At 73.4% G+C, this 22579-nt stretch carries 1 protein-coding gene; it reads right to left on the bottom strand.

The window, feature by feature from the left end:
- Positions 1 to 38: 38 nt before the first annotated feature.
- Positions 39 to 22541, bottom strand: a complete 22503-nt coding sequence (locus OHS33_RS27280) for an SDR family NAD(P)-dependent oxidoreductase (protein ID WP_330333040.1) — start codon at positions 22539 to 22541, stop codon at positions 39 to 41.
- Positions 22542 to 22579: the final 38 nt, after the last annotated feature.

The following is a 22579-nucleotide window of genomic DNA, read 5'->3' as shown; positions in this document are numbered from 1 at the left end:
GACAGAGCCGTCGGAAAGGGCGGAGCCGAGCCGTCGCATCACGAGATCCCGAACTCCTTGCCGATGAAGTCGAAGAGGTCATCGTCGGTCGCGGTCTCAAGCGCCTCGGCCACATCGGCTTCGCCGGTGTCCGCGGGTTCGCCGGCCTCGCTCCAGGCGGCCAGCAGGGCCTGCAGGCGCTCGGTGATACGGGTGCGTCCGTCGTCGTCGGGCACGGACGCTACGAGCGTCTTCTCCAGCCGGTCGAGTTCGGCGAGCAGCGGGGGAACCGCCGCGGCGCCGTCCTGCCAGAGCTCGTCCCGCAGGTACTCCACCAGCGCGTCCGGTGTCGGGTAGTCGAAGACGAGCGTGGCAGGGAGCCGTACGCCGGTCGCGGCGCCGAGCCTGTTGCGCAGCTCGACGGCGGTCAGCGAGTCGAAGCCGACCTCGCTGAACGACCGCGCCGGATCGACCGCTTCGGGCCCGGCGAAGCCGAGCACGGCCGCAACGTACGTGCAGACCAGCTCCAGCAGCGCTTCGTCCCGCGCGGCCGGTGAGAGCCCGGCCAGGCGTTCCCGCAGCCCGGTCCCCCCGTCCGTACCGGTATCACCGGTGCCCGCGGCGCGGCGGGTGGGGGTACGGACGAGACCGCTCAGCAGCGGCGGCAGCATCCCACTGCCCGCCTGCGCTCGCAGGGCCGCCAGGTCCAGCTTGACCGGAACGAACAGGGCCTGCCCGGACACGGACGCGGCATCGAACAGCGCCACACCCTCCGGCGCGGACAGCGCACTGACACCACCACGCCCCAGACGCGACACATCATCGGCGTCCAGCCCGGCCGCCATGCCCCCGGACTCGGCCCACAGGCCCCAGGCGAGGGAGGTCGCCGCCAGGCCCTGCGCCCTGCGGTGCTGGGCCAGAGCGTCCAGGAACACGTTCGCAGCCGCGTAGTTCGCCTGACCGGCACCACCGAACACACCGGCAGCCGACGAGAACAACACGAAGAGCGAGAGATCCAGGTCGCGGGTCAGCTCGTGCAGGTTCCAGGCCGCATCCACCTTCGGACGCAGCACCGCCGACACCCGCTCCGGCGTCAGGGACGACACCACTCCGTCGTCCAGCACACCAGCCGTATGCACCACACCCGACAACGGATACTCCGCCGGAATCCCGGCCAGAACACGCTCAAGCGCATCGCGGTCGGCGACATCACAGGCCGCCCACCGCACATCAGCACCCAGCCCGGCCAACTCAGCCGACAACTCCGCAGCACCCTCCGCAGCCCCACCACGACGGCTCACCAACAACAGCCGCCGCACACCACGCTCAACCACCAAATGCCGGGCGAACAAACCACCCAACGTCCCACTCGCACCCGTCACCAACACCGTGCCACCAGAAGCGAGTTCGGGCACGGCCTCCACAGCGGCGCCGGAGCGCGTCAGCCTGGGCACCCGTACCGCGCCGCCCCGCACCGTGACCTCCGGCTCGCCCGAGGCGAGCGCGGCGGTCAGGGCGCGGTAGGAAGCGTCGGTACCGTCGGTGTCGGCCAGGACGAAGCGGCCGGGGTTCTCGGACTGGGCGGAACGCACCAGGCCCCACACCGGAGCGTGGACCAGATCGGTCACGTCCTCGCCCGGCACCGCGGCCACCGCACCCTGCGTCAGGAACACCAGACGCGCATCCGCGAACCGCTCGTCCGACAACCACTGCTGTACGAGACCCAGCGCACGCTCGACCGCCGTATGCACCGCACCCGCCAGGTCCGGCGAGGCCGCCGTGGAGAGCGGGACGCACACCAGCTCGGGTACCGCCCGCGCAGCGTCGGCGAGCGCCGCGAGTCCGGTGTGGGCCTCGTGACGGATACCCACGGCATCGAGTCCCGCGTGAGCGGACCCGTCGTCCGCCAGCAGGGCCCAGGGGCGCTGTTCGGCGGCGGACACCGGGGCGAGCGGCAGAGCGGTCCAGTCGATCTGGAAGAGCGACTCGTGCCGGCCGCCGCGCGCCGCGCCGATCTGGTCGGGCGAGACCGCCCGCAGCACCAGCGATTCGACCGAGGCGACCGGTGCGCCCGCCGCGTCGGCGAGTTGCAGCGACACCGCGTCGCGGCCGGCCGGGGCCAGCCGGACCCGTACCGCGGACGCGCCGGCCGCGTGCAGGGACACATTGCTCCAGGCGAACGGAAGCCGTCCCTGACCTGTGCTCTCCACGAGACCGCCGAGACCCGCCGCGTGCAGCGTCGCGTCCAGGAGGGCCGGGTGCAGCCCGAACCATTCGGCCGATTCCGCGGACTCCTCGTCCAGGCTCACTTCGGCGTACACCGCGTCACCGTGCAGCCATGCCGCACGCAGGCCCTGGAACGCCGGACCGTAGTCGAACCCGGCCGCGGCCAGGCCCTCGTACAGACCGTCGATGTCGACCGGATCGGCTCCGGCCGGGGGCCAGGCGGCGAAATCGAAGGCGGGGGCCGCCGCGCCGGTGGCGAGCACGCCGCTGGCGTGGCGCGTCCACGGCTCGTCGGCGGGAGCGTCCTCGTCGCGGGAGTACAGCGACAGACCTCGCCGTCCCGACCCGTCGGCGGCGGCGACGGTGAGCCGCAGCTGTACGCCGCCCCGCTCGGGCACCACCAGCGGCGCCTCCAGCGTCAGCTCCTCCAGTACGTCACAGCCGACCTGGTCACCCGCCCGGACGGCGAGTTCCACGAAGGCCGTGCCCGGGAGCAGGACCGACCCCAGGACGGCGTGGTCCGCGAGCCACGGCTGGGTGGCGAGGGACAGCCTGCTGGTGAACAGGAAGCCGTCCGAGTCGGGCAGTTCGACGCTCGCGCCGAGCAGGGGGTGATCGGTCGCGCCGAGCCCGAGCCCGGTCGCGTCGCCCGGACCGGCCTGCACCACGGCCGAGTTCAGCCAGTACCAGTCACGCTGGAAAGCGTAGGTCGGCAGCTCGACGCGCCGGGCGCCGGTGCCGGAGAAGTACGTCTCCCAGTCGACGGACGCGCCATGGGCGTGGGCGAGAGCGAGAACCGCAGTGATCGTCTCGGGCTCGGGGCGGCCCTTGCGGAGAGCAGGCGCGAAGGTGGCGCCGTCACCGGTGAGGCAGTCCTGGGCCATCGCCGACAGGACGCCGTCGGGGCCGAGTTCGACGTACGCCGTAACGCCTGCGGTCTCCAGGGCGCGGATTCCGTCCAGGAAGCGGACGGCCTCGCGGACGTGACGCACCCAGAAGTCGGCCGAGCCCATCTCGTCGGTGACCAGGGCCCCGGTGAGGTTCGAGACGACCGGGATGCGCGGAGCCTCGTACGACAACTCCTCCGCCACCTTGCGGAAGTCGGCGAGCATGCCGTCCATGTGCGGCGAATGGAACGCGTGACTCACCGTGAGCCGCTTCGACTTGCGGCCGGTGAACGACTCGGCGATCGCCAGTGCGTCAGCCTCATCGCCCGCGATGACCACGGCCTGGGGGCCGTTGACCGCGGCAATGCTCACCCGGTCGGTCAGCAGCGGCAGGATTTCGGCTTCCGATGCCTGTACGGCGATCATCACGCCGCCCGTCGGCAGCGCCTGCATGAGCCGTCCGCGAGCCTCGACCAGCGTGCAGGCGTCGTCCAGGGACAGCACACCGGCCACATGGGCGGCGGCGATCTCACCGATCGAGTGACCCGCCAGGAAGTCCGGCTTCAGACCCCAGCTCTCCACGAGCCGGAAGAGGGCCACCTCGACCGCGAAGAGCGCCGGCTGCGTGTGGGCGGTCTCGTTCAACAGACCCGCATCCGTACCGAACAGCATGTCCTTCAGCGGCAGTTCCAGACGGGCGCACACCGCGTCCAGAGCCCCCGCGAAGACGGGATACGCCTCGTACAGTTCACGGCCCATCCCCAGCCGCTGACTCCCCTGCCCCGTGAACAGGAACGCGAGCTTTCCGCCACCCGCCGTCCCACGCGTCAGACCAGCAGCCGTGCCCTCCTCCGACTCCAGAGCGGCCAGCGAACGCAACAACTCCTCACGGTCACCCGCCACCACCACCGCACGGTGATCGAAGACCGCACGACGCGTCGCCAGCGAATACGCCACATCAACAGCCCCGGCTCCCGCCACTTCCGGCGAAGCCTCCACATGCTCCTTCAGGCGCGCCGCCTGACCGCGCAACGCCCCCGCCGACTTCGCCGACAGCACGAACGGGAGCACCCGCGAACCCGCACCCGACGAGTCCGGCTCGGCCCCACGGGCCGGAACGAGATCGTCCGGCGCCTGCTCGATGATCGTGTGCGCGTTGGTGCCGCTGATGCCGAACGACGACACACCGGCGCGGCGCGGACGGCCCGTCTCCGGCCACGGGACGGACTCCGTGAGCAGCGAGACCGCACCGGCCTCCCAGTCCACGTGCGGAGTCGGCTCGTCGACGTGCAGGGTCTTCGGCAGCACACCATGCCGGATGGCCATGATCATCTTGATGATCCCGGCGACGCCGGCAGCGGCCTGCGTGTGGCCCATGTTCGACTTGATGGAGCCCAGCCACAGCGGCTGGTCCGCCTCGCGCTCGCGGCCGTACGTGGCCAGGAGTGCCTGTGCCTCGATCGGGTCGCCCAGGGTGGTGCCGGTGCCGTGTGCCTCCACGACGTCGATCTGGTCGCTGGTCAGCCGGGCTCCTGCGAGGGCCTGGCGGATCACCCGCTGCTGCGAGGGACCGTTCGGAGCGGTCAGACCGTTGCTCGCACCGTCCTGGTTGATCGCCGAGCCCCGCACGATCGCCAGGACCGGGTGGCCCTTGGCCCGTGCCTCCGACAGCCGCTCGACGAGCAGCATGCCCGCGCCTTCGGCCCAGCTGGTGCCGTCGGCCGCGGCCGCGAAGGACTTGATGCGCCCGTCGGCGGCCAGGCCGCGCTGGCGGCTGAACTCGGTGAAGGTGCCCGGCGTCGACATGACGGTGACGCCTCCGGCCAGGGCCATCGTGCACTCACCGTTGCGCAGCGCCTGGATCGCCCAGTGCAGCGCGACGAGCGAGGACGAGCAGGCCGTGTCGACGGTGACCGCCGGGCCCTCCAGGCCGAAGGCGTACGAGACGCGGCCGGAAGCAATGCTGCCGGAGTTTCCGGTGCCGAGGTAGCCCTCGACCCCGTCCGGGACGGAGGTGATCCGGGTCGCGTAGTCGTGGTACATGATGCCCGCGAAGACACCGGTCCGGCTGCCGCGCATCGAGGCCGGGTCGATCCCGGCCCGCTCGAACGCCTCCCACGAGGTTTCGAGGAGCAGCCGCTGCTGCGGGTCCATCGCGACGGCCTCGCGCGGCGAGATCCCGAAGAACGCCGGGTCGAACCGGCCCGCGTCGTGCAGGAAGCCACCCGACCGGGTGTAGCTGGTGCCCTTGCCGTCCGGGTCCGGGTCGTACAGCGACTCAAGATCCCAGCCGCGCCCCTGCGGGAACTCCGAGATGGCGTCGCCGCCACCCACCACCAGGCGCCAGAGGTCCTCAGGGGTCTCGACCCCGCCCGGGTACCGGCAGCTCATGCCGACGATCGCGATCGGATCGTCGTCGAGCGATGTCCCGAGGTGCGCGGGAACGATCGCGGCCGTATCCGTCGGCTCGTCCAGGCCCAGCACCTCGCCGCGCAGGAACTCGGCGAGCGCGTTCGGGGTCGGGTAGTCGAAGACGAGGGTGGCGGAGAGACGCTCGCCCGTGGCCGCGCCGAGGCGGTTGCGCAGCTCGACCGAGGTCAGCGAGTCGAAGCCGAGCTCCTTGAACGCCCGGTCGGCCGGTACCTCGTCGGTCGACGCATGGCCGAGTACGGCCGCCACCTCGGCCCGGACCAGGTCCAGCAGGGCCGCGTCCCGCTCATCGGCCGGCAGGGCGGCCAGTCGCGTCCGGAGTGCCGACCCGCCGGCCGCGCTTCCCTGTCCCGCAGCCCGGCGTACCGGTACGCGGACCAGGCCGCGCAGCAGGTCCGGGAGCATTCCGCTGCGGGCCTGGGCGCGCAGGGCGGCCAGGTCGAGCGGGAGGGGGACGAGCAGTGCGTCGGTGGTGCGCTGTGCGGCGTCGAAGAGGGCGAGACCGGTCTCGGGCTCAAGAGCGGTGATGCCGCCGCGGTTGATGCGCTCGCGGTCGGACTCCGTCAGGTCACCGCCCATGCCGCCCACACCGGCCCACAGACCCCACGCGAGGGAGGTCGCTTGCAATCCCTGCGCCCTGCGGTGCTGGGCCAGCGCGTCCAGGAAGACGTTCGCCGCCGCGTAGTTCGCCTGACCGGCACCACCGAACACACCGGCAGCCGACGAGAACAACACGAAGAGCGAGAGATCGAGATCGCGGGTCAGCTCGTGCAGGTTCCAGGCCGCATCCACCTTCGGACGCAGTACCGCCGACACCCGCTCAGGAGTCAGCGACGACACCACACCGTCATCGAGCACACCAGCGGTATGCACCACACCCGACAGCGGATACTCGGCAGGGATCTCGCCCAGGACGGACTGAAGCGCATCACGGTCGGCGACATCACAGGCCGCCCACCGCACATCAGCACCCAACCCAGCCAACTCGGCGCCCAGTTCAGCAGCACCCTCCGCAGCCCCACCACGACGGCTCACCAACAACAGCCGCCGCACACCACGCTCAACCACCAGATGACGGGCGAACAAAGCGCCCAGCGTGCCACTCGCACCCGTCACCAGCACCGTGCCGTCAGCATCCAGCTCACGACCGGCACCCTCAACGGCAGCAGCACGGGCAAGGCGCGGCACGAGCAAGGCCGCTTCGCGGACCGCCAGCTCGGGCTCACCGGTAGCGAGCGCGGCCGACAGCACCTCCGCATCCACATCGCCATCGACGTCACCGTCGACATCGATCAGACCGAAACGTCCCGGGTTCTCCGACTGCGCCGAACGCACCAGGCCCCGCACAGCCGCCTGCACCAGCCCGGCAACCGTGTCCCCGTCCCGCGCGGCCACCGCACCCCGCGTCAGGAACACCAGACGCGCCTCCGCGAACCGCTCGTCCGACAACCACTCCTGTACGAGACCCAGCGCACGCTCGACCTCCGCATGCACCGCACCCGCCACATCATCCGCAGCCGACTCCGGAGCACACGGCACCACCAGCGCCGCCGGAATTCCGCCGCCCTCTGCAACAGCCACACCCAGCCCCGCAAGATCCGCATACACCTGCGAACCCGCACCCAACATCATCCAGTCGTCCACCGAACCCACCGCGCCACCAGCAGGCAACGCCGTCCAGTCCACCCGGAACAACGCGTCACGTGTGACGTCCTGTGCCGTGCTCAGCTGCTCGCGGCTCACGGCCCGCAGCGCGAGGCCGGCCACCGTGGCGACCGGCTCTCCGGCCGCGTCGGCAATGGTCAGGGCCACCTCACCGCTTCGGGCCGTGGTGAGACGTACGCGCAGCGCGGAGGCACCGACGGCGTGCAGGTGCACACCGGACCAGGAGAACGGCAGCCGTCCTTCGCCGCCTTCGGTGTCCGTGCTTCCCAGACCCAGCGCGTGCAGCGCCGCGTCGAGCAGGGCCGGGTGGAGGCCGAAGCGTCCGGCCTCGTCCTCCGCACTCTCCGGCAGTGCGACCTCGGCGTAATACTCGCCGTCGCGCCGCCAGGCAGCACGCAGGCCCTGGAAGACCGGACCGTATCCGAAGCCGGATTCGGCCAGGCCCTCGTACAGCCCCTCCACCGGAACGGATTCGGCCCCGGTCGGCGGCCATTCGGTGAGGCTCTGCGGAATCCGCTCGGCTCCGACCGCGAGCACACCGGCGGCGTGGCGGGTCCACGGCGTCCCGGCGTCCACGTCCTCGGTCCGGGAGTGGAACGCCAGGGTGCACCGGCCCGTCGCGTCGGCGGTTCCGACGGTGAGCCGCAGTTGTACGCCCCCGTGCTGGGGCAGCACCAGCGGTGCTTCGAGGGTGAGTTCATCGATCAGGTCGCAGCCGACCTGGTCTCCGGCCCGCAGCGCGAGTTCGACGAACGCCGTGCCCGGAAGGAGCACGGAGCCCATGACCGCGTGGTCGGCGAGCCACGGGTGGGTGGCCAGCGACAGGCGGCCGGTGAAGAGGAACCCGTCCGAGTCGGGCAGTTCGACCGCGGCGCCGAGCAGCGGGTGATCCGTCGCACCGAGTCCGACCGAGGCGATGTCGCCCTGCGGGCGGCCCGCGTCCAGCCAGTAGACCGAGCGCTGGAAGGCGTACGTCGGCAGGGGCACGCGCTGGGCTCCGGCCGGGGCGTAGAACGCCTGCCAGTCGACGGGCACACCACGTACGTGAGCCGCCGCGAGCGCGGAGAGCACCGTCTCGGCCTCGTCGCGGCCCGCCCGCAGGGCGGGGGCGAAGGTGAGGTCCTGCTCGTCGGTCAGGCAGTCCTGGGCCATCGCCGACAGGACGCCGTCGGGGCCGAGTTCGATGTACGTCGTGACCCCCACGGCCTCCAGGGCGCGGATGCCGTCCAGGAAGCGAACGGCCTCACGGACGTGACGGACCCAGAAGTCCGCCGAGGCCATCTCGTCGGTGACGAGAGCGCCGGTGAGGTTGGAGACGACGGGGATGCGCGGAGTCCCGTACGACAGACCCCCCGCCACAACCCGGAAGTCCTCCAACATGCCGTCCATGTGGGGCGAATGGAACGCGTGACTGACCGTGAGCCGCTTGGACTTACGCCCCGCGAAGGACTCCGCGATCGCCACCGCGTCCGCCTCGTCACCAGCGATGACCACGGCCTGAGGGCCGTTGACCGCGGCAATGCTCACCCCGTCGGTCAGCAGCGGCAGGACCTCGTCCTCCGACGCCTGCACCGCGATCATCACGCCACCACCAGGCAGCGCCTGCATCAACCGCCCACGAGCCTCGACCAGAGCGCACGCATCGTCCAGGGACAGCACCCCGGCGACATGCGCGGCCGCGATCTCACCGATCGAATGACCGGCCAGGAAGTCAGGCTTCACGCCCCATGACTCGACCAGACGGAACAGCGCCACCTCGACCGCGAACAGCGCCGGCTGGGTGTGGGCGGTCTCGTCCAGCAAACCCGCATCCGTACCGAACAGGACACTCTTCAGCGGCAGTTCAAGCCGCGCGCACACCGCATCCAGCGCATCCGCGAACACCGGATACGCCTCGTACAGCTCACGGCCCATCCCCAGCCGCTGACTCCCCTGCCCCGTGAACAGGAACGCCAGCTTCCCGCCGACCGAGGCGGAGCCCTGGATCAGCCCGGCCGCGGTGCGCCCTTCGGCGAGGGCGGCCAGCGCGGCGCGGAAGCCGTCGCGGTCGCCCGCCACCACCGTGGCGCGGTGCTCGAAGAGGGCGCGGCCGGTCGTCAGCGAGTGGCCGATGTCGGCGAGGGCCGTCTCCGGGTGGGTCTCCAGGTGGGACAGCAGCCGCTCGCCCTGGGCGCGCAGGGCGTCCGGGGTGCGGGCCGACAGGTTCCACGGGAGGGCCGCCGGGGCCGGCTGCGGCCGGTCGGCGCGCGGGGCGCCCGCGTCCGCGTCAACGTCCGGGGCGAGTTCGATGATGGCGTGCGCGTTCGTGCCGCTCATGCCGAACGAGGACACGCCCGCGCGGCGGGGACGGCCGGTCTCCGGCCAGGCCATCTGCTCGGTGAGGAGCGAGACCGCGCCCGCCGACCAGTCCACATGCGGAGACGGCGCGTCCACGTGCAGGGTCTTGGGCAGCACGCCGTGGTGCATCGCCTGGACCATCTTGATGATTCCGGCGACACCGGCGGCGGCCTGCGTGTGACCGAAGTTGGACTTGATGGAGCCCAGCCACAGGGGGCTGTCCTCGGGACGGTCCTGACCGTAGGTGGCGAGCAGCGCCTGTGCCTCGATCGGGTCGCCGAGCCGGGTGCCCGTGCCGTGGGCCTCGACGGCGTCCACCTCGGCGGCCGACAGGCCCGCGTTGGCGAGGGCCTGGCGGATGACCCGCTGCTGCGAGGGGCCGTTGGGGGCGGTGAGGCCGTTGCTGGCACCGTCCTGGTTGACGGCGGTGCCCCGGACGACCGCCAGGACCTGGTGGCCGTGCCGGCGGGCGTCCGAGAGCCGCTCGACGAGCAGCATGCCGACGCCCTCGCCCCACGCTGTACCGTCGGCGGCCGCGGCGAACGGCTTGCAGCGGCCGTCGCTCGCGAGGCCGCGCTGACGGCTGAACTCGGTGAAGACGTCGGGGGTGGTGATGATGGTGACGCCGCCCGCGAGGGCCAGCGAGCACTCGCCGTTGCGCAGGGCCTGGGCGGCGAGGTGCAGGGCGACCAGCGACGACGAGCAGGCCGTGTCGACGGTGACGGCGGGGCCTTCGAAGCCGAAGGTGTAGGAGACGCGGCCGGAGGCGATGCTGCTGGAGCCGCCGGTGCCGAGGTAGCCCTCGACGCCTTCGGGGACGGTGTTCAGCCGGGACACGTAGTCGTTGTGCATCTGGCCGACGAAGACGCCGACCTGCTTGCCGCGCAGGTCCGTCGGGTCGATCCCGGCCCGCTCGAACGCCTCCCAGGAGGTCTCCAGCAGCAGTCGCTGCTGCGGGTCCATGGCGAGCGCCTCGCGCGGGTTGATCCCGAAGAACGCCGGGTCGAACCGGTGGGCGTCGTAGAAGAATCCGCCCTCCCTGGCGTAGGAGGTGCCGGGGCTGTCGGGGTCGGGGTCGTACAGCGCCTCGGTGTCCCAGCCCCGGTCGTCGGGGAGGTCGGAGATGCCGTCGCGTCCCTCGGCGAGGAGTTCCCACAGGTCCTCGGGGGTGCGGACGTCTCCGGGGAAGCGGCAGCTCATGGCGACGATGGCGATGGGGTCGTCGGCCTCGACGGCGGTCGCGGCGAGCTTCGGCAGGGCGGCCGCGGCCTCGGAGCCGAGGAGTTCGTCCTTGAGGTAGCCGGCCAGGACCGTGGGGGTGGGGTAGTCGAAGACGAGCGTGGCGGGCAGCCGGATGCCGGCGGTCGCGCCGAGCCGGTTGCGGAACTCCACGGCGGTCAGCGAGTCGAAGCCGAGGTCCTTGAACGCGCGGGTGGGCTCGACGGCGTCGGGGGTGGCGTGGCCGAGTACGGCCGCCACCTGGTGGCGTACGAGGTCGAGCAGGAGCGGGTCGCGCTCGTTCTCGGGGAGCCGTACGAGCCGCTCCACCAGCGGGGTTCCGGTGCCTGCGGCGGCGGCGCCGACGGACCTGCGGGCGGGGGCGCGGACCAGGCCGCGCAGCAGGGCGGGGACCGTGTTCGCGTCGGCCCGGCGCAGCGGGGCGAGGTCGAGCTGCATGGGGACGAGGAGGGCGTCGCCGGTGAGCCGTGCGGTGTCGAGCAGCGCCACACCCTCGTCGGAGGAGAGGCCGAGGACGCCGGAGCGCGTCATCCGGTCCTTGTCGGCGGTGTCGAGTTCGCCGGTCATGCCGCTGGCCTCGGCCCACAGGCCCCAGGCCAGGGAGGTGGCGGCGAGGCCGTGGGCGTGCCGGTGGCGGGCGAGGGCGTCCAGGAAGACGTTCGCGGCGGCGTAGTTGGCCTGTCCGGCGCCGCCGAAGGTGCCGGCGGCGGAGGAGAACAGGACGAAGTCGGCCAGGTCGAGGTGACGGGTCAGCTCGTGCAGGTTCCAGGCGGCGTCCACCTTCGGGCGCAGGACCGTGGACAGGCGCTCGGGGGTCAGCGCGTCGACGACGCCGTCGTCGAGGACACCGGCGGTGTGGACGACGGCGGTGAGCGGGTGCTCGGACGGTACGGACGCGATGAGCGCGGCGAGCGCGTCGCGGTCGGCGGCGTCGCAGGCCGCGATGGTGACGTCGGCGCCCAGCTCCCGCAGTTCGGCTGCGAGTTCGGCCGCTCCGGCGGCGGCCTCGCCGCGCCGGCTCGTCAGGAGCAGGCGGCGGGCGCCGCGGGCGGTGACGGCGTGCCGGGCGACCAGTGCGCCGAGGGTGCCGGTGCCGCCGGTGATCAGGACGGTGCCCTGCGAGTTCCACTCGGTGGGCACGGTGAGCACGATCTTGCCGACGTGGCGTGCCTGGCTGAGGTAGCGGAACGCCTCGGGGGCCTGCCGCAGGTCCCAGGCGGAGACCGGTACGGGGCGCAGGGCCCCGGAGCGGAACAGGGTGAGCAGCTCGGTGAGCATCTCCTGGATGCGGTCGAGTCCGGCTTCGGTCAGGTCGAACGCCTGGTAGCTGACGCCCGGGTGGGCGTCGGCGACGTCCTGCGGGGAGCGGACGTCGGTCTTGCCCATTTCGACGAAGCGTCCGCCGCGCGGCAGGAGCCGCAGGGAGGCGTCGACGAACTCCCGGGCCAGCGAGTCGAGTACGACGTCGACGCCGCGTCCCTCGGTGGCCGCGGCGAAGGTCTCCTCGAAGTCGAGGGTGCGGGACGAGGCGATCCGGTCGTCGCCGAGGCCGAGTGCGCGCAGGGTGTCCCACTTGGCGGGGCTCGCCGTCGCGTAGACGTCGGCGCCCCAGTGGCGGGCGAGCTGGACGGCGGCCATGCCGACGCCACCGGCGGCGGCGTGCACGAGGAGGGATTCGCCGTCGCGCAGTCCGGCGAGGTCGTGGAGGGCGTAGTACGCCGTCATGAAGACGATGGGTACGGACGCGGCCTCGGCGAAGGTCCAGCCCTCGGGCATCGGGGCGATCATGCGGCGGTCGACGACCGCGAGCGGGCCGAACGCGCCGGGCAGCATGCCCATGACGCGGTCGCCGGGTGCGAGGCCGGTGACGCCGGGGCCGGTCTCCAGCACGATGCCGGCGCCTTCGCTGCCCATGAGGCCCGGGTCGCCGGGGTACATGCCGAGGGCGTTGAGCACATCGCGGAAGTTGAGGCCCGCGGCGCGGACGGCGACGCGGACCTGGCCGGGCTCCAGGGGCGCCGCGGACTCCGGGCTGGGGACGAGGGTGAGGTGGTCGAGGGTGCCCTTGTCCTCGATGTCCATGCGCCAGGCGGACTCGCCCGGAGGCGGGGTCAGCGGGGTCGTGGCGGGGACGCGGGCGAGGCGGGGGGCGTGGACGGTGCCGCGGCGGACCGCGAGCTGCGGCTCGCCGGTGGCGAGTGCCGCGGCGAGGGCGTCCGTCGAGGCCGGGTCGGCGTCGAGGTCCACGAGGACGAACCGGTCGGGGTTCTCGGACTGGGCGGTGCGCACCAGTCCCCACACGGGGGCGTGGGTCAGGTCGGCGAGGTCCCAGTCGCTCTGGGTGGCGATCGCGCCGCGGGTGACGAACACCAGGCGGGACGCGGCGAACCGGTCGTCGGCGAGCCATGCCTGGACGAGGCGCAGTGCCTCGTGGGTGGCGGCGTGGACGGCGTCGGCGGTGGTGGCGACGCCGGGGGCGTGGTGCACCAGGACGTGGGCGGGCGCCGGGGCGCCCGCGTCGACCGCCGCGCCGAGGGCGTCCAGGCCGGTGTGCGCGCGTCCGGGGAGGGCCGTACGGGCGTCGCCGTCCGCGCCGATGACGGCCCACTCGTCCGTGGCGGCGGGGGCGTCGGACGGCAGCGGCACGGTGGCCCAGTCGATCCGGAACAGGGACTCGTGGTGGGCGGAGCGTGCGCTGCCGAGCTGGTCGGCGGAGACGGGCCGCAGCGTCAGGTGGCCGACGGCGGCGACGGGGGCGCCGGTGGTGTCGGCGAGCTGGAGGGAGAGGGTGTCCGTGCCGTCGGGGGTGAGGCGTACGCGCAGTGCGGACGCGCCGACGGCGTGCAGGGACACTCCGCGCCAGGAGAACGGCAGGCGGCCCTGCTGGTCCCCCTCGGGGGACGGCTGGACGAAGGTGGCGTGCAGGGCGGCGTCGAGGAGCGCCGGGTGCAGGCCGAACCTGGCTGCCTCGGCCTGCCGGTCGTCGGGCAGGGCGACCTCGGCGTACACGTCGTCGCCGAGGAGCCAGGCGGCCCGCAGCCCCTGGAAGACGGGGCCGTAGGCGAAACCGCCGCGGCCGAGGTGTGCGTAGAGGCCGTCGACGCCGACGGCTTCGGCGCCCGGCGGGGGCCACGCGGTCAGGTCGAAGGCGGGTGCCTGCGCCCCGGTGGCGAGGACACCGCTGGCGTGGCGGGTCCACGGCTCGTCGGCGGGGGCGTCCGGGTCGCTCGAATACACGTCCAGGGTGCGTCGGCCGGACCCGTCGGGGGCTCCGACCACGATCTGGAGGCGCGCCGCGGCCTGCGGGGCGAGGATCAGCGGTGCTTCGAGGGTGAGTTCTTCGAGGAGGTCGCAGCCGGCCTGATCGCCCGCGCGGATGGCGAGTTCGACGAACGCGGTGCCCGGCAGCAGGACGTTGCCCATGACGGCGTGGTCGGCCAGCCAGGGGTGGGTGTCGAGCGCGAGGCGGCCGGTGAACAGGAACCCTTCGCCGTCGGCGAGGGCGACGGCGGCGCCGAGCAGCGGGTGGTGGGCCGCGCCCAGACCCGCCGATTCGACGTCGCCGATGTAGCCGACCGGGGCTTCGAGCCAGAACCGCTCGCGCTGGAAGGCGTAGGTGGGCAGTTCGACGCGGCGGGCGCCGGTGCCGGCGAAGTACGCGGACCAGTCGAGCGGCACGCCACGGGTGTGGACCGCGGCGATCGCGGCGGTCAGGGCTTCGGCCTCGCCGCGGTCGCGGCGCAGCGCCGGTACGAAGACGGCGGGGTCAGCCGGGTCGGCGGCAACGGTGAGGCAGTCGCGGCCGAGGCCGGACAGCACGCCCTGCGGGCCGAGTTCGAGGTAGGTGGTGACGTGCTCGGCGTCCAGGGTGCGGATGCCGTCGAGGAAGCGGACCGCTGCGCGGACGTGGGAGACCCAGTGCCCGGCGGTGCGCAGTTCGTCGCCCGCGACCGTTCCCGTGAGGAGGGTGACGACCGGGATGGTGGGCGCCCGGTAGGTCAGGGATTCGGCGACCTCGCGGAAGGCGTCGAGCATGCCGTCCATCAGCGGCGAGTGGAAGGCGTGGCTGACGGTGAGCCGCTTGGTGCGCCGGCCGCGCCGGTCGAACTCGGCGGCGATCTCCAGCGCGAGGCTCTCCTCGCCGGAAATGACCACGGAGGAGGCGGAGTTGACGGCGGCGATGCCGATCCGGTCCTCGTGGCCGGCCAGCAGCGGCAGGACCTCGTCCTCGGTGGCGGTCAGCGCGATCATCGCGCCGCCCTCGGGCAGTTCCTGCATGAGGCGGCCGCGGGCGGCGACCAGGGCGGCCGCGTCGGGCAGCGAGAGGACGCCCGCGACGTGCGCGGCGGTGATCTCGCCGATGGAGTGCCCGGCGACGAAGTCGGGGCGTACGCCCCACGATTCGACGAGCCGGTACAGGGCGGTCTCCAGCGCGAACAGGGCGGGCTGGGTGTGGCCGGTCCGGTTCAGCAGGTCGCCGTCATCGGTGAACAGGACGTCCTTGAGGGGCTGTTCGAGGTGCGGGTCCAGCGCGGCGCAGACCGCGTCCAGCGCGGCGGCGAAGGCGGGGTACGTCTCGTACAGCTCGCGTCCCATGCCGGGGCGCTGGCTGCCCTGTCCGGTGAACAGGATCGCCGTCCGGCCGTCGGCGGCGGTGTGCTGGACCAGCCGGGCGCTGTCGTGGCCCTCGGCCAGGGCGGTGAGCCCGGCGAGCAGCCCGGTGCGGTCGTCCGCGACGACGGCGGCCCGGCGGTCCAGGGCGGTACGGGTGGTGGCGAGGGAGAGCGCCACGTCGGCGGGGGCGGCCTCGGGCCGCAACGCGAGGTGGTCGATGAGCCGGGCGGCCTGGGCGCGCAGTGCGGCGGGGGTCCGGCCGGAGAGGACGAACGGCAGGGGCGTGCCGGCGGGCAGGCCGGAGTCGGTGCCGGGACCGGTACCGGTGCCGGTGCCGGTGCCGGTGCCGGTGCCGGTGGCGGTGGCGGGCTCTTCGGCGGGCGGCTGCTCGATGATGACGTGGGCGTTGGTGCCGCTGACGCCGAAGGAGGAGATGCCCGCGCGCCGGGGGCGGCCCGCGTCGGGCCACTCGGTGGCCTCGGTGAGCAGCGAGACCGCGCCCGCGGTCCAGTCGATGTGCGGGGACGGCTCGCCGATGTGCAGCGACGGCGGCATGACGCCGTGCCGCATGGCGAGGACCATCTTGATGATGCCCGCCGCGCCCGCCGCGGCCTGGGTGTGGCCGATGTTGGACTTGATGGAGCCGAGCCGGAGCGGCCGGCCGTCGGGGCGGTCCTGGCCGTAGGTGGCGAGCAGGGCCTGGGCCTCGATGGGGTCGCCGAGGGTGGTGCCGGTGCCGTGGGCCTCGACGGCGTCGACGTCGGCGGTGGTCAGGCCCGCGTTGGCGAGGGCCTGGCGGATGACGCGCTGCTGCGAGGGGCCGTTCGGGGCGGTGAGGCCGTTGCTGGCGCCGTCCTGGTTGACGGCGGTGCCCCGGACGACCGCCAGGATCCGGTGGCCGTTGCGGCGGGCGTCGGAGAGCCGCTCGACGAGGATCATGCCCGCGCCCTCGGCCCAGCCGGTTCCGTCGGCGTCGGCGGAGAAGGACTTGCAGCGGCCGTTGGTGGCGAGGCCGCGCTGGCGGCTGAAGTCGATGAAGGTGTCCGGGGTGGACATGACGGTGACACCGCCCGCGAGGGCCATGTCGCACTCGCCGTTGCGCAGGGCCTGCGCCGCGAGGTGCAGGGCGACCAGCGAGGAGGAGCAGGCCGTGTCGACGGTGACGGCGGGGCCTTCGAGGCCGAAGGTGTACGAGATGCGGCCGGAGGCGACACTGCCCGCGGTGCCGGTGCCGAGGTAACCCTCCAGGCCCTCGGGCACGGCCGGGAGCCGCGTCAGGTAGTCGTGGTACATGACACCGGCGAACACGCCGGTGCGGCTGCCGCGTACGGACGAGGGGTCGATCCCGGCCTGCTCGAACGCCTCCCAGGAGGTCTCCAGGAGGAGCCGCTGGTGCGGGTCCATGGCGAGGGCTTCGCGCGGGTTGATGCCGAAGACGTCCGGGTCGAAGTCGGCGGCGTCGTGCAGGAAGCCGCCCTCCCGGGTGTACGAGGTCCCGGCCCGGCCGGGGTCGGAGTCGTACAGCGCGTCGAGGTTCCAGCCCCGGTCCGTGGGGAAGGGCGAGATCGCGTCGACGGAGCCGGAGACGAGCTGCCACAGCTCCTCGGGGGTGGTGACCCCGCCGGGGTAGCGGCAGCTCATGCCGACGATGACGATGGGCTCGTCGTCGACGGAGGTGACGGCCACGACCGGGGCCGCGTCCGCCGCGTCGCCGAGGAGTTCGGTGCGCAGGAACGCGGAGAGCGCGTTCGGGGTGGGGTAGTCGAAGACGAGGGTGGCGGGCAGCCGCACGCCGGTGGCGGAGCCGAGGCGGTTGCGCAGCTCGACGGCGGTCAGCGAGTCGAAGCCGAGTTCCTTGAAGGCACGGCTCGGGTCGACGGCCTCGGGGCCGGGGTAGCCGAGGACGGCGGCGACCTGGACCCGGACGGTGTCCAGGAGCAGCCGGTCGCGCTCGGCGGCGGTCAGGGGCAGCAGGCGCCCGGTGAGGCCACCGGCCGGGGCGGCGTCCGCGGCCAGGGCGGACTTGCGGGCGGGGGCGCGGACCAGGCCGCGCAGCAGCGCGGGGACCATGCTCGCGTCGGCGTGGCGCAGGGACGCCAGGTCGAGGTGCATGGGGACGGCGGTGGGGTCGCCCACGGCCCGGGCGGTGTCCAGCAGCGCCAGGCCCTCGGCGGACGACAGGGCGGCGACTCCGGCGCGGGAGATCCGCTCCAGGTCGGCGTCGGCGAGGTCGCCGGTCATGCCGCTGCGTTCGGCCCACAGGCCCCAGGCGAGGGCGGTGGCGGGCAGTCCTTCGGCACGGCGGCGGTGGGCGAGCGCGTCGAGGAAGGTGTTGGCGGCGGCGTAGTTGGCCTGTCCGGGGCCGCCGAGGGTGCCGGCGGCGGCGGAGAACAGGACGAATGCCGCGAGGTCCAGCTCCCGGGTCAGCTCGTGCAGGTGCACGGCCGCGTCGACCTTGGCGGGCAGGACCGCGTCGATGCGCTCGGGGGTGAGCGCTTCGAGGACGCCGTCGTCGAGGACGCCCGCGGTGTGGACGACGGCGGTCAGCGGGTGCTCGGAGGGTACGGACGCGATGACCGCGGCGAGCGCGTCGCGGTCGGCGGCGTCGCAGGCGGCCAGGGTGACCTCGGCGCCCAGCTCCCGCAGCTCGGCCAGGAGTTCGGCGGCTCCGGCGGCGGCCTCGCCGCGGCGGCTGGTCAGCAGCAGGTGGCGGATGCCGTGCTCGGCGACGAGGTGGCGGGCGACCAGGCCGCCGAGGGTGCCGGTGGCGCCGGTGACCAGGGCAGTGCCGTCGGGATCGAGCGCGGGCGCCTCCTGGCCGGGGGCGGCGGCGACGCGGGCGAGCCGGGGCACGAGGGCCGTGCCCGCGCGCAGGGCGAGCTGCGGCTCGGCCGTGGCGAGCGCGGCGGGCAGGGCGCGCAGGGATTCCTCACGGCCGTCCAGGTCCAGCAGGACGAACCGGTCGGGGTGCTCGGACTGTGCGGAGCGCAGCAGACCCCACAGCGGGGCGTGGGCCAGGTCGGCGACATCGGATCCGGCGGTGGTGGCGACGGCCTCGCGGGTGACGAACACGAGCCGGGATGCGGCGAACCGGTCGTCGGCGAGCCACGCCTGGGCGAGTTCCAGGGTGCGGTGCAGGGCGTCGGCGACGGCGGCGGGCAGCGCGGTGTCGACGGGAGTCGCCGAGGGGGCGCCGGACGCGGGGAAGGGGACGACGACGGCCCGCGGGACCGGCCCGCCCGCGTCCAGCGCCGCGCCGAGGGCGGCGAGGTCGGCGTGGGCGGCGGCGGTGGGCAGCGCGGTGGTGAACTCCGTACCGCAGTCGCCCAGCAGCGCCCACTGGCCCGCGGCGACGGTGGTGGTGGCCGGGAGGGGCGCGCCGGTCCATTCGACGCGGAACAGCGAGTCGTGGAAGGCGGTCCGGGCGGCGTGCACCTGGTCCGGGGAGACGGGCCGCAGCAGCAGCGCGTCGACGGAGGCGACGGGCGTTCCGGTCTCGTCGGCGAGGGTCACCGACACGGTGTCGTTGCCTGCGGGCGCGAGCCGTACGCGCAGGGCGCGGGCGCCGACCGCCCTGAGGGCGACGCCGCTCCAGGAGAACGGCAGCCTGCCGTGTTCGGTCTCCTCCAGGAGCGAGCCGATGCCGACGGCGTGCAGCGCGGCGTCCAGCAGCGCGGGGTGCAGACCGAACAGGGCGGCCTCGGCGTGCGCCTGTTCCGGCAGGCGGACCTCGGCGAAGACCTCCTCGCCGCGCTGCCAGGCGCCGGTCAGGCCCTGGAAGACCGGGCCGTAGGCGAAGCCGGACCCGGCGAGGTACTCGTACAGGCCCTCGACGTCGACCTTCGTGGCGTCCTTCGGCGGCCAGCTGGTGAGGTCGGCGAGGGGCTCGCGGGCGCCCTGGGGGGCGGTGGCGAGGAAACCGGTGGCGTGGCGCGTCCAGGCGCCCTCGCCCCAGGTGTCGTCGGCGGCGTCCTCGGGCCGGGAGTGCAGGGTCAGCGAGCGGCGGCCCTCGGCGTCGGGCGCGCCCACGGCGAGCTGGATCTGCACCCCGCCGTGCGGGGGCAGCACCAGCGGTGCTTCCAGGGTGAGTTCGTCCAGCAGGTCGCAGCCGGTGTGGTCGCCGGCCTGGAGGGCGAGCTCGACGAAGGCGGTGCCGGGCAGCAGCACGGTGTCCATCACCGTGTGGTCGGCGAGCCAGGGGTGGGTGGCCAGCGAGAGCCGCCCGGTGAACAGGTGTCCGTCGCCGTCGGCCAGGGCGATGGCCGCGCCCAGCAGCGGGTGGTCGGCGGCGCCGATGCCCGCGGCGGTGACGTCGCCCGCCCAGGCGGTGGGCTGCTCGGGCCAGTACAGCTCGCGCTGGAAGGCGTAGGTGGGCAGTTCGACGCGGGTGGCTCTACGCCCGGCGAAGACGGCGGACCAGTCGACGCGGACGCCGTGGACGTGGGCCTGGGCGACGGCCGTCGCGAAGGCGGCCGCCTCGGGGCGCTCCCCGCGCAGGACGGGCACGAAGACGGCGTCCTGGCCGGTGACGCACTCCTGCGCCAGGGCGGTGAGGACCCCGCCCGGTCCCACCTCGATGAAGGTGGTGACGCCCTGCGCGGAGAGCCTGCTGATCCCGTCCAGGAAGCGGACGGCCTCGCGGACGTGGCGCACCCAGTAGTCGGCGGCGCAGATCTCCTCCGCGGTGACGGAGGCGCCGGTCAGGTTGGAGACGATCGGGATGACGGGCGGCGCGTACGCGACGCTCTCGGCGACCTCACGGAACGCGTCGAGCATGCCGTCCATCAGCGGCGAGTGGAAGGCGTGGCTGACCGTGAGCCGCTTCGTCCTGCGGCCCCGCGCGCGCAGGGTCTCGGCGAGTGCCGTGGCGGCGTCCTCGTCGCCCGAAACGACCACGGACCGGGGGCCGTTGACGGCGGCGATGCTCACCCGGCCGGTGAGCAGCGGTGCGACCTCGTCCTCGGTGGCCTCGACGGCGATCATCGCGCCGCCGGCGGGCAGCGCCTGCATGAGGCGGCCGCGGGCGGCGACGAGCTTGGCCGCGTCGGCGAGGGTGAGCACGCCGGAGACGTGGGCGGCGGCGAGTTCGCCGATGGAGTGGCCGATGAGGAAGTCGGCGCCGACGCCCCACTGTTCGAGCTGCCGGAACAGGGCGACCTCGACGGCGAACAGGGCGGTCTGGGTGTAGGCGGTCTCGTCGAGGAGGTCCGCCTCGGGAGTGCCCTCGGCGGCGAACAGCACGTCGAACAGGGGCCGTTCGAGGTGCTGGTCGAGTTCCGCGCGGACCTCGTCGAGGGCGCGGGCGAAGCCGGGATGCGTGGCGTACAGCTCGCGTCCCATGCCCAGGCGCTGGCTGCCCTGGCCCGTGAAGAGGAAGGCGGTCTTGCCCTCGCCCACCGCGCCGAGGACCGGGCCGGCGGGCCGCTCGCCGTCGGCGAGGGCCGTGAGGTCGGCGAGCAGGCTGTCCCGGTCGCCGAACAGGACGGCCCGGCGGTCGAGCGAGGACCGGCTGGTGGCGAGCGAGAAACCGAGGTCGGTGAGGGTTTCGGGGTCGGCCGCGAGGTCGGGGTGGGCGTGCAGATGCGCGGCGAGGCGCTCGGCCTGGGCGCGCAGCGCGGCGTCGGTGTGGCCCGACACGAGCACCGGCACCGGGCCGGTGGCGCCGGCCGGCGGCCCGGTCACGGAAGCGTCCGCGGAGGCCGCTTCCGGCGCCTCGGCCGTGGGCGCGCCGTCCGCGCCGTCCGCCCCGTCCGCGCCGGTCTCCTGCGGTTCCCCGACGGGCGGGGCCTGCTCGATGACGGTGTGCGCGTTGGTGCCGCTGACACCGAAGGAGGAGACGCCCGCGCGGCGCGGCTGGCCGGTCTGCGGCCACGGCACGGCCTCGGTGAGCAGTTTGACATCACCGGCGGCCCAGTCGACGTTGCCGGACGGCTGGTCGATGTGGAGCGACTCGGGCAGCACTCCGTGCTGCATGGCGAGGACCATCTTGATGATGCCCGCGACACCCGCGGCGGCCTGGGTGTGACCGATGTTCGACTTGATGGAACCCAGCCACAGCGGGCGCCCGTCGGGGCGGTTCTGGCCGTACGTGGCAAGGATGGCCTGCGCCTCGATCGGGTCACCGAGGGTGGTGCCGGTGCCGTGCGCCTCGACGACGTCGACCTGCGCGGGGGTGAGCCCGGCGTTCGTGAGGGCCTGACGGATCACGCGCTGCTGGGACGGGCCGTTGGGGGCGGTCAGGCCGTTGCTCGCGCCGTCCTGGTTGATCGCCGAGCCGCGCACGAGGGCGAGGACGGGATGACCGTTCCTGCGGGCGTCGGAGAGCCGCTCGACGAGCAGCATGCCGACGCCCTCGCCCCAGCCGGTGCCGTCGGCTCCGTCGGCGAACGGCTTGCAGCGTCCGTCGGGTGCGAGCCCGCGCTGGCGGCTGAACTGTACGAACGCGCGCGGGCTCGACATCAGGGTGACACCGCCCGCCAGCGCCAGCGAGCACTCGTCGTTGCGGAGCGCCTGTACGGCGAGGTGCAGGGCGACGAGTGAGGCCGAGCAGGCGGTGTCGACGGTGACGGCCGGGCCTTCGAGGCCGAAGGTGTAGGAAATGCGGCCGGAGACGACACTGGCCGCGTTTCCGGTGAGGAGATATCCCTCGACGCCCTTGGGGACTTCGCGCAGCAGCTCCGGATAGTCCTGGCCGTTGGTGCCTATGAAGACACCGGCCTTGCTGCCGCGCAGGGTCGCCGGGTCGATTCCGGCCCTTTCGAAGGTTTCCCAGGACGTTTCGAGGAGCAGGCGCTGCTGCGGGTCCATGCCGAGGGTTTCGCGCGGGCTGATCCCGAAGAAGGCCGCGTCGAACTTCCCGACGCCGTCGAGGAATCCGCCCTCACGGGTGTACGAGGTGCCCTGCTGGTCGGGGTCGGCGTCGTACAGCGACTCGATGTCCCAGCCACGGTCGGTGGGGAAGTCGGTGATCGCGTCCCGCCCCCCGGCCACCAGGTCCCACAGGCCCTCCGGCGACTCGATGCCGCCGGGGAACCTGCAGCTCATGCCGACGATCGCGATCGGCTCCGGCTCCTGGGCCTCGACCTCGCGAAGGCGCTGCCGCGTCTGATGCAGATCGGCCGTCACCCGCTTCAGGTAGCCGAGGATCTTGTCCTGATCTGCCATTGGAACCTCACCCATGCTTCTCGTCACAAACCCTTGCG

Origin of the sequence: Streptomyces sp. NBC_00536 (assembly GCF_036346295.1) — a bacterium.
In the GTDB taxonomy this organism is placed as follows: Bacteria; Actinomycetota; Actinomycetes; order Streptomycetales; family Streptomycetaceae; genus Streptomyces.
Note: the sequence above shows the minus strand (reverse complement) of the source record. Positions and strands in the feature narration are given on the sequence as shown.

Coding starts and splice junctions, on each gene's coding strand:
- OHS33_RS27280 (WP_330333040.1), bottom strand. CDS start 22,541: ATGGCAGATCAGGACAAGATCCTCGGCTACCTGAAGCGGGTGACGGCC.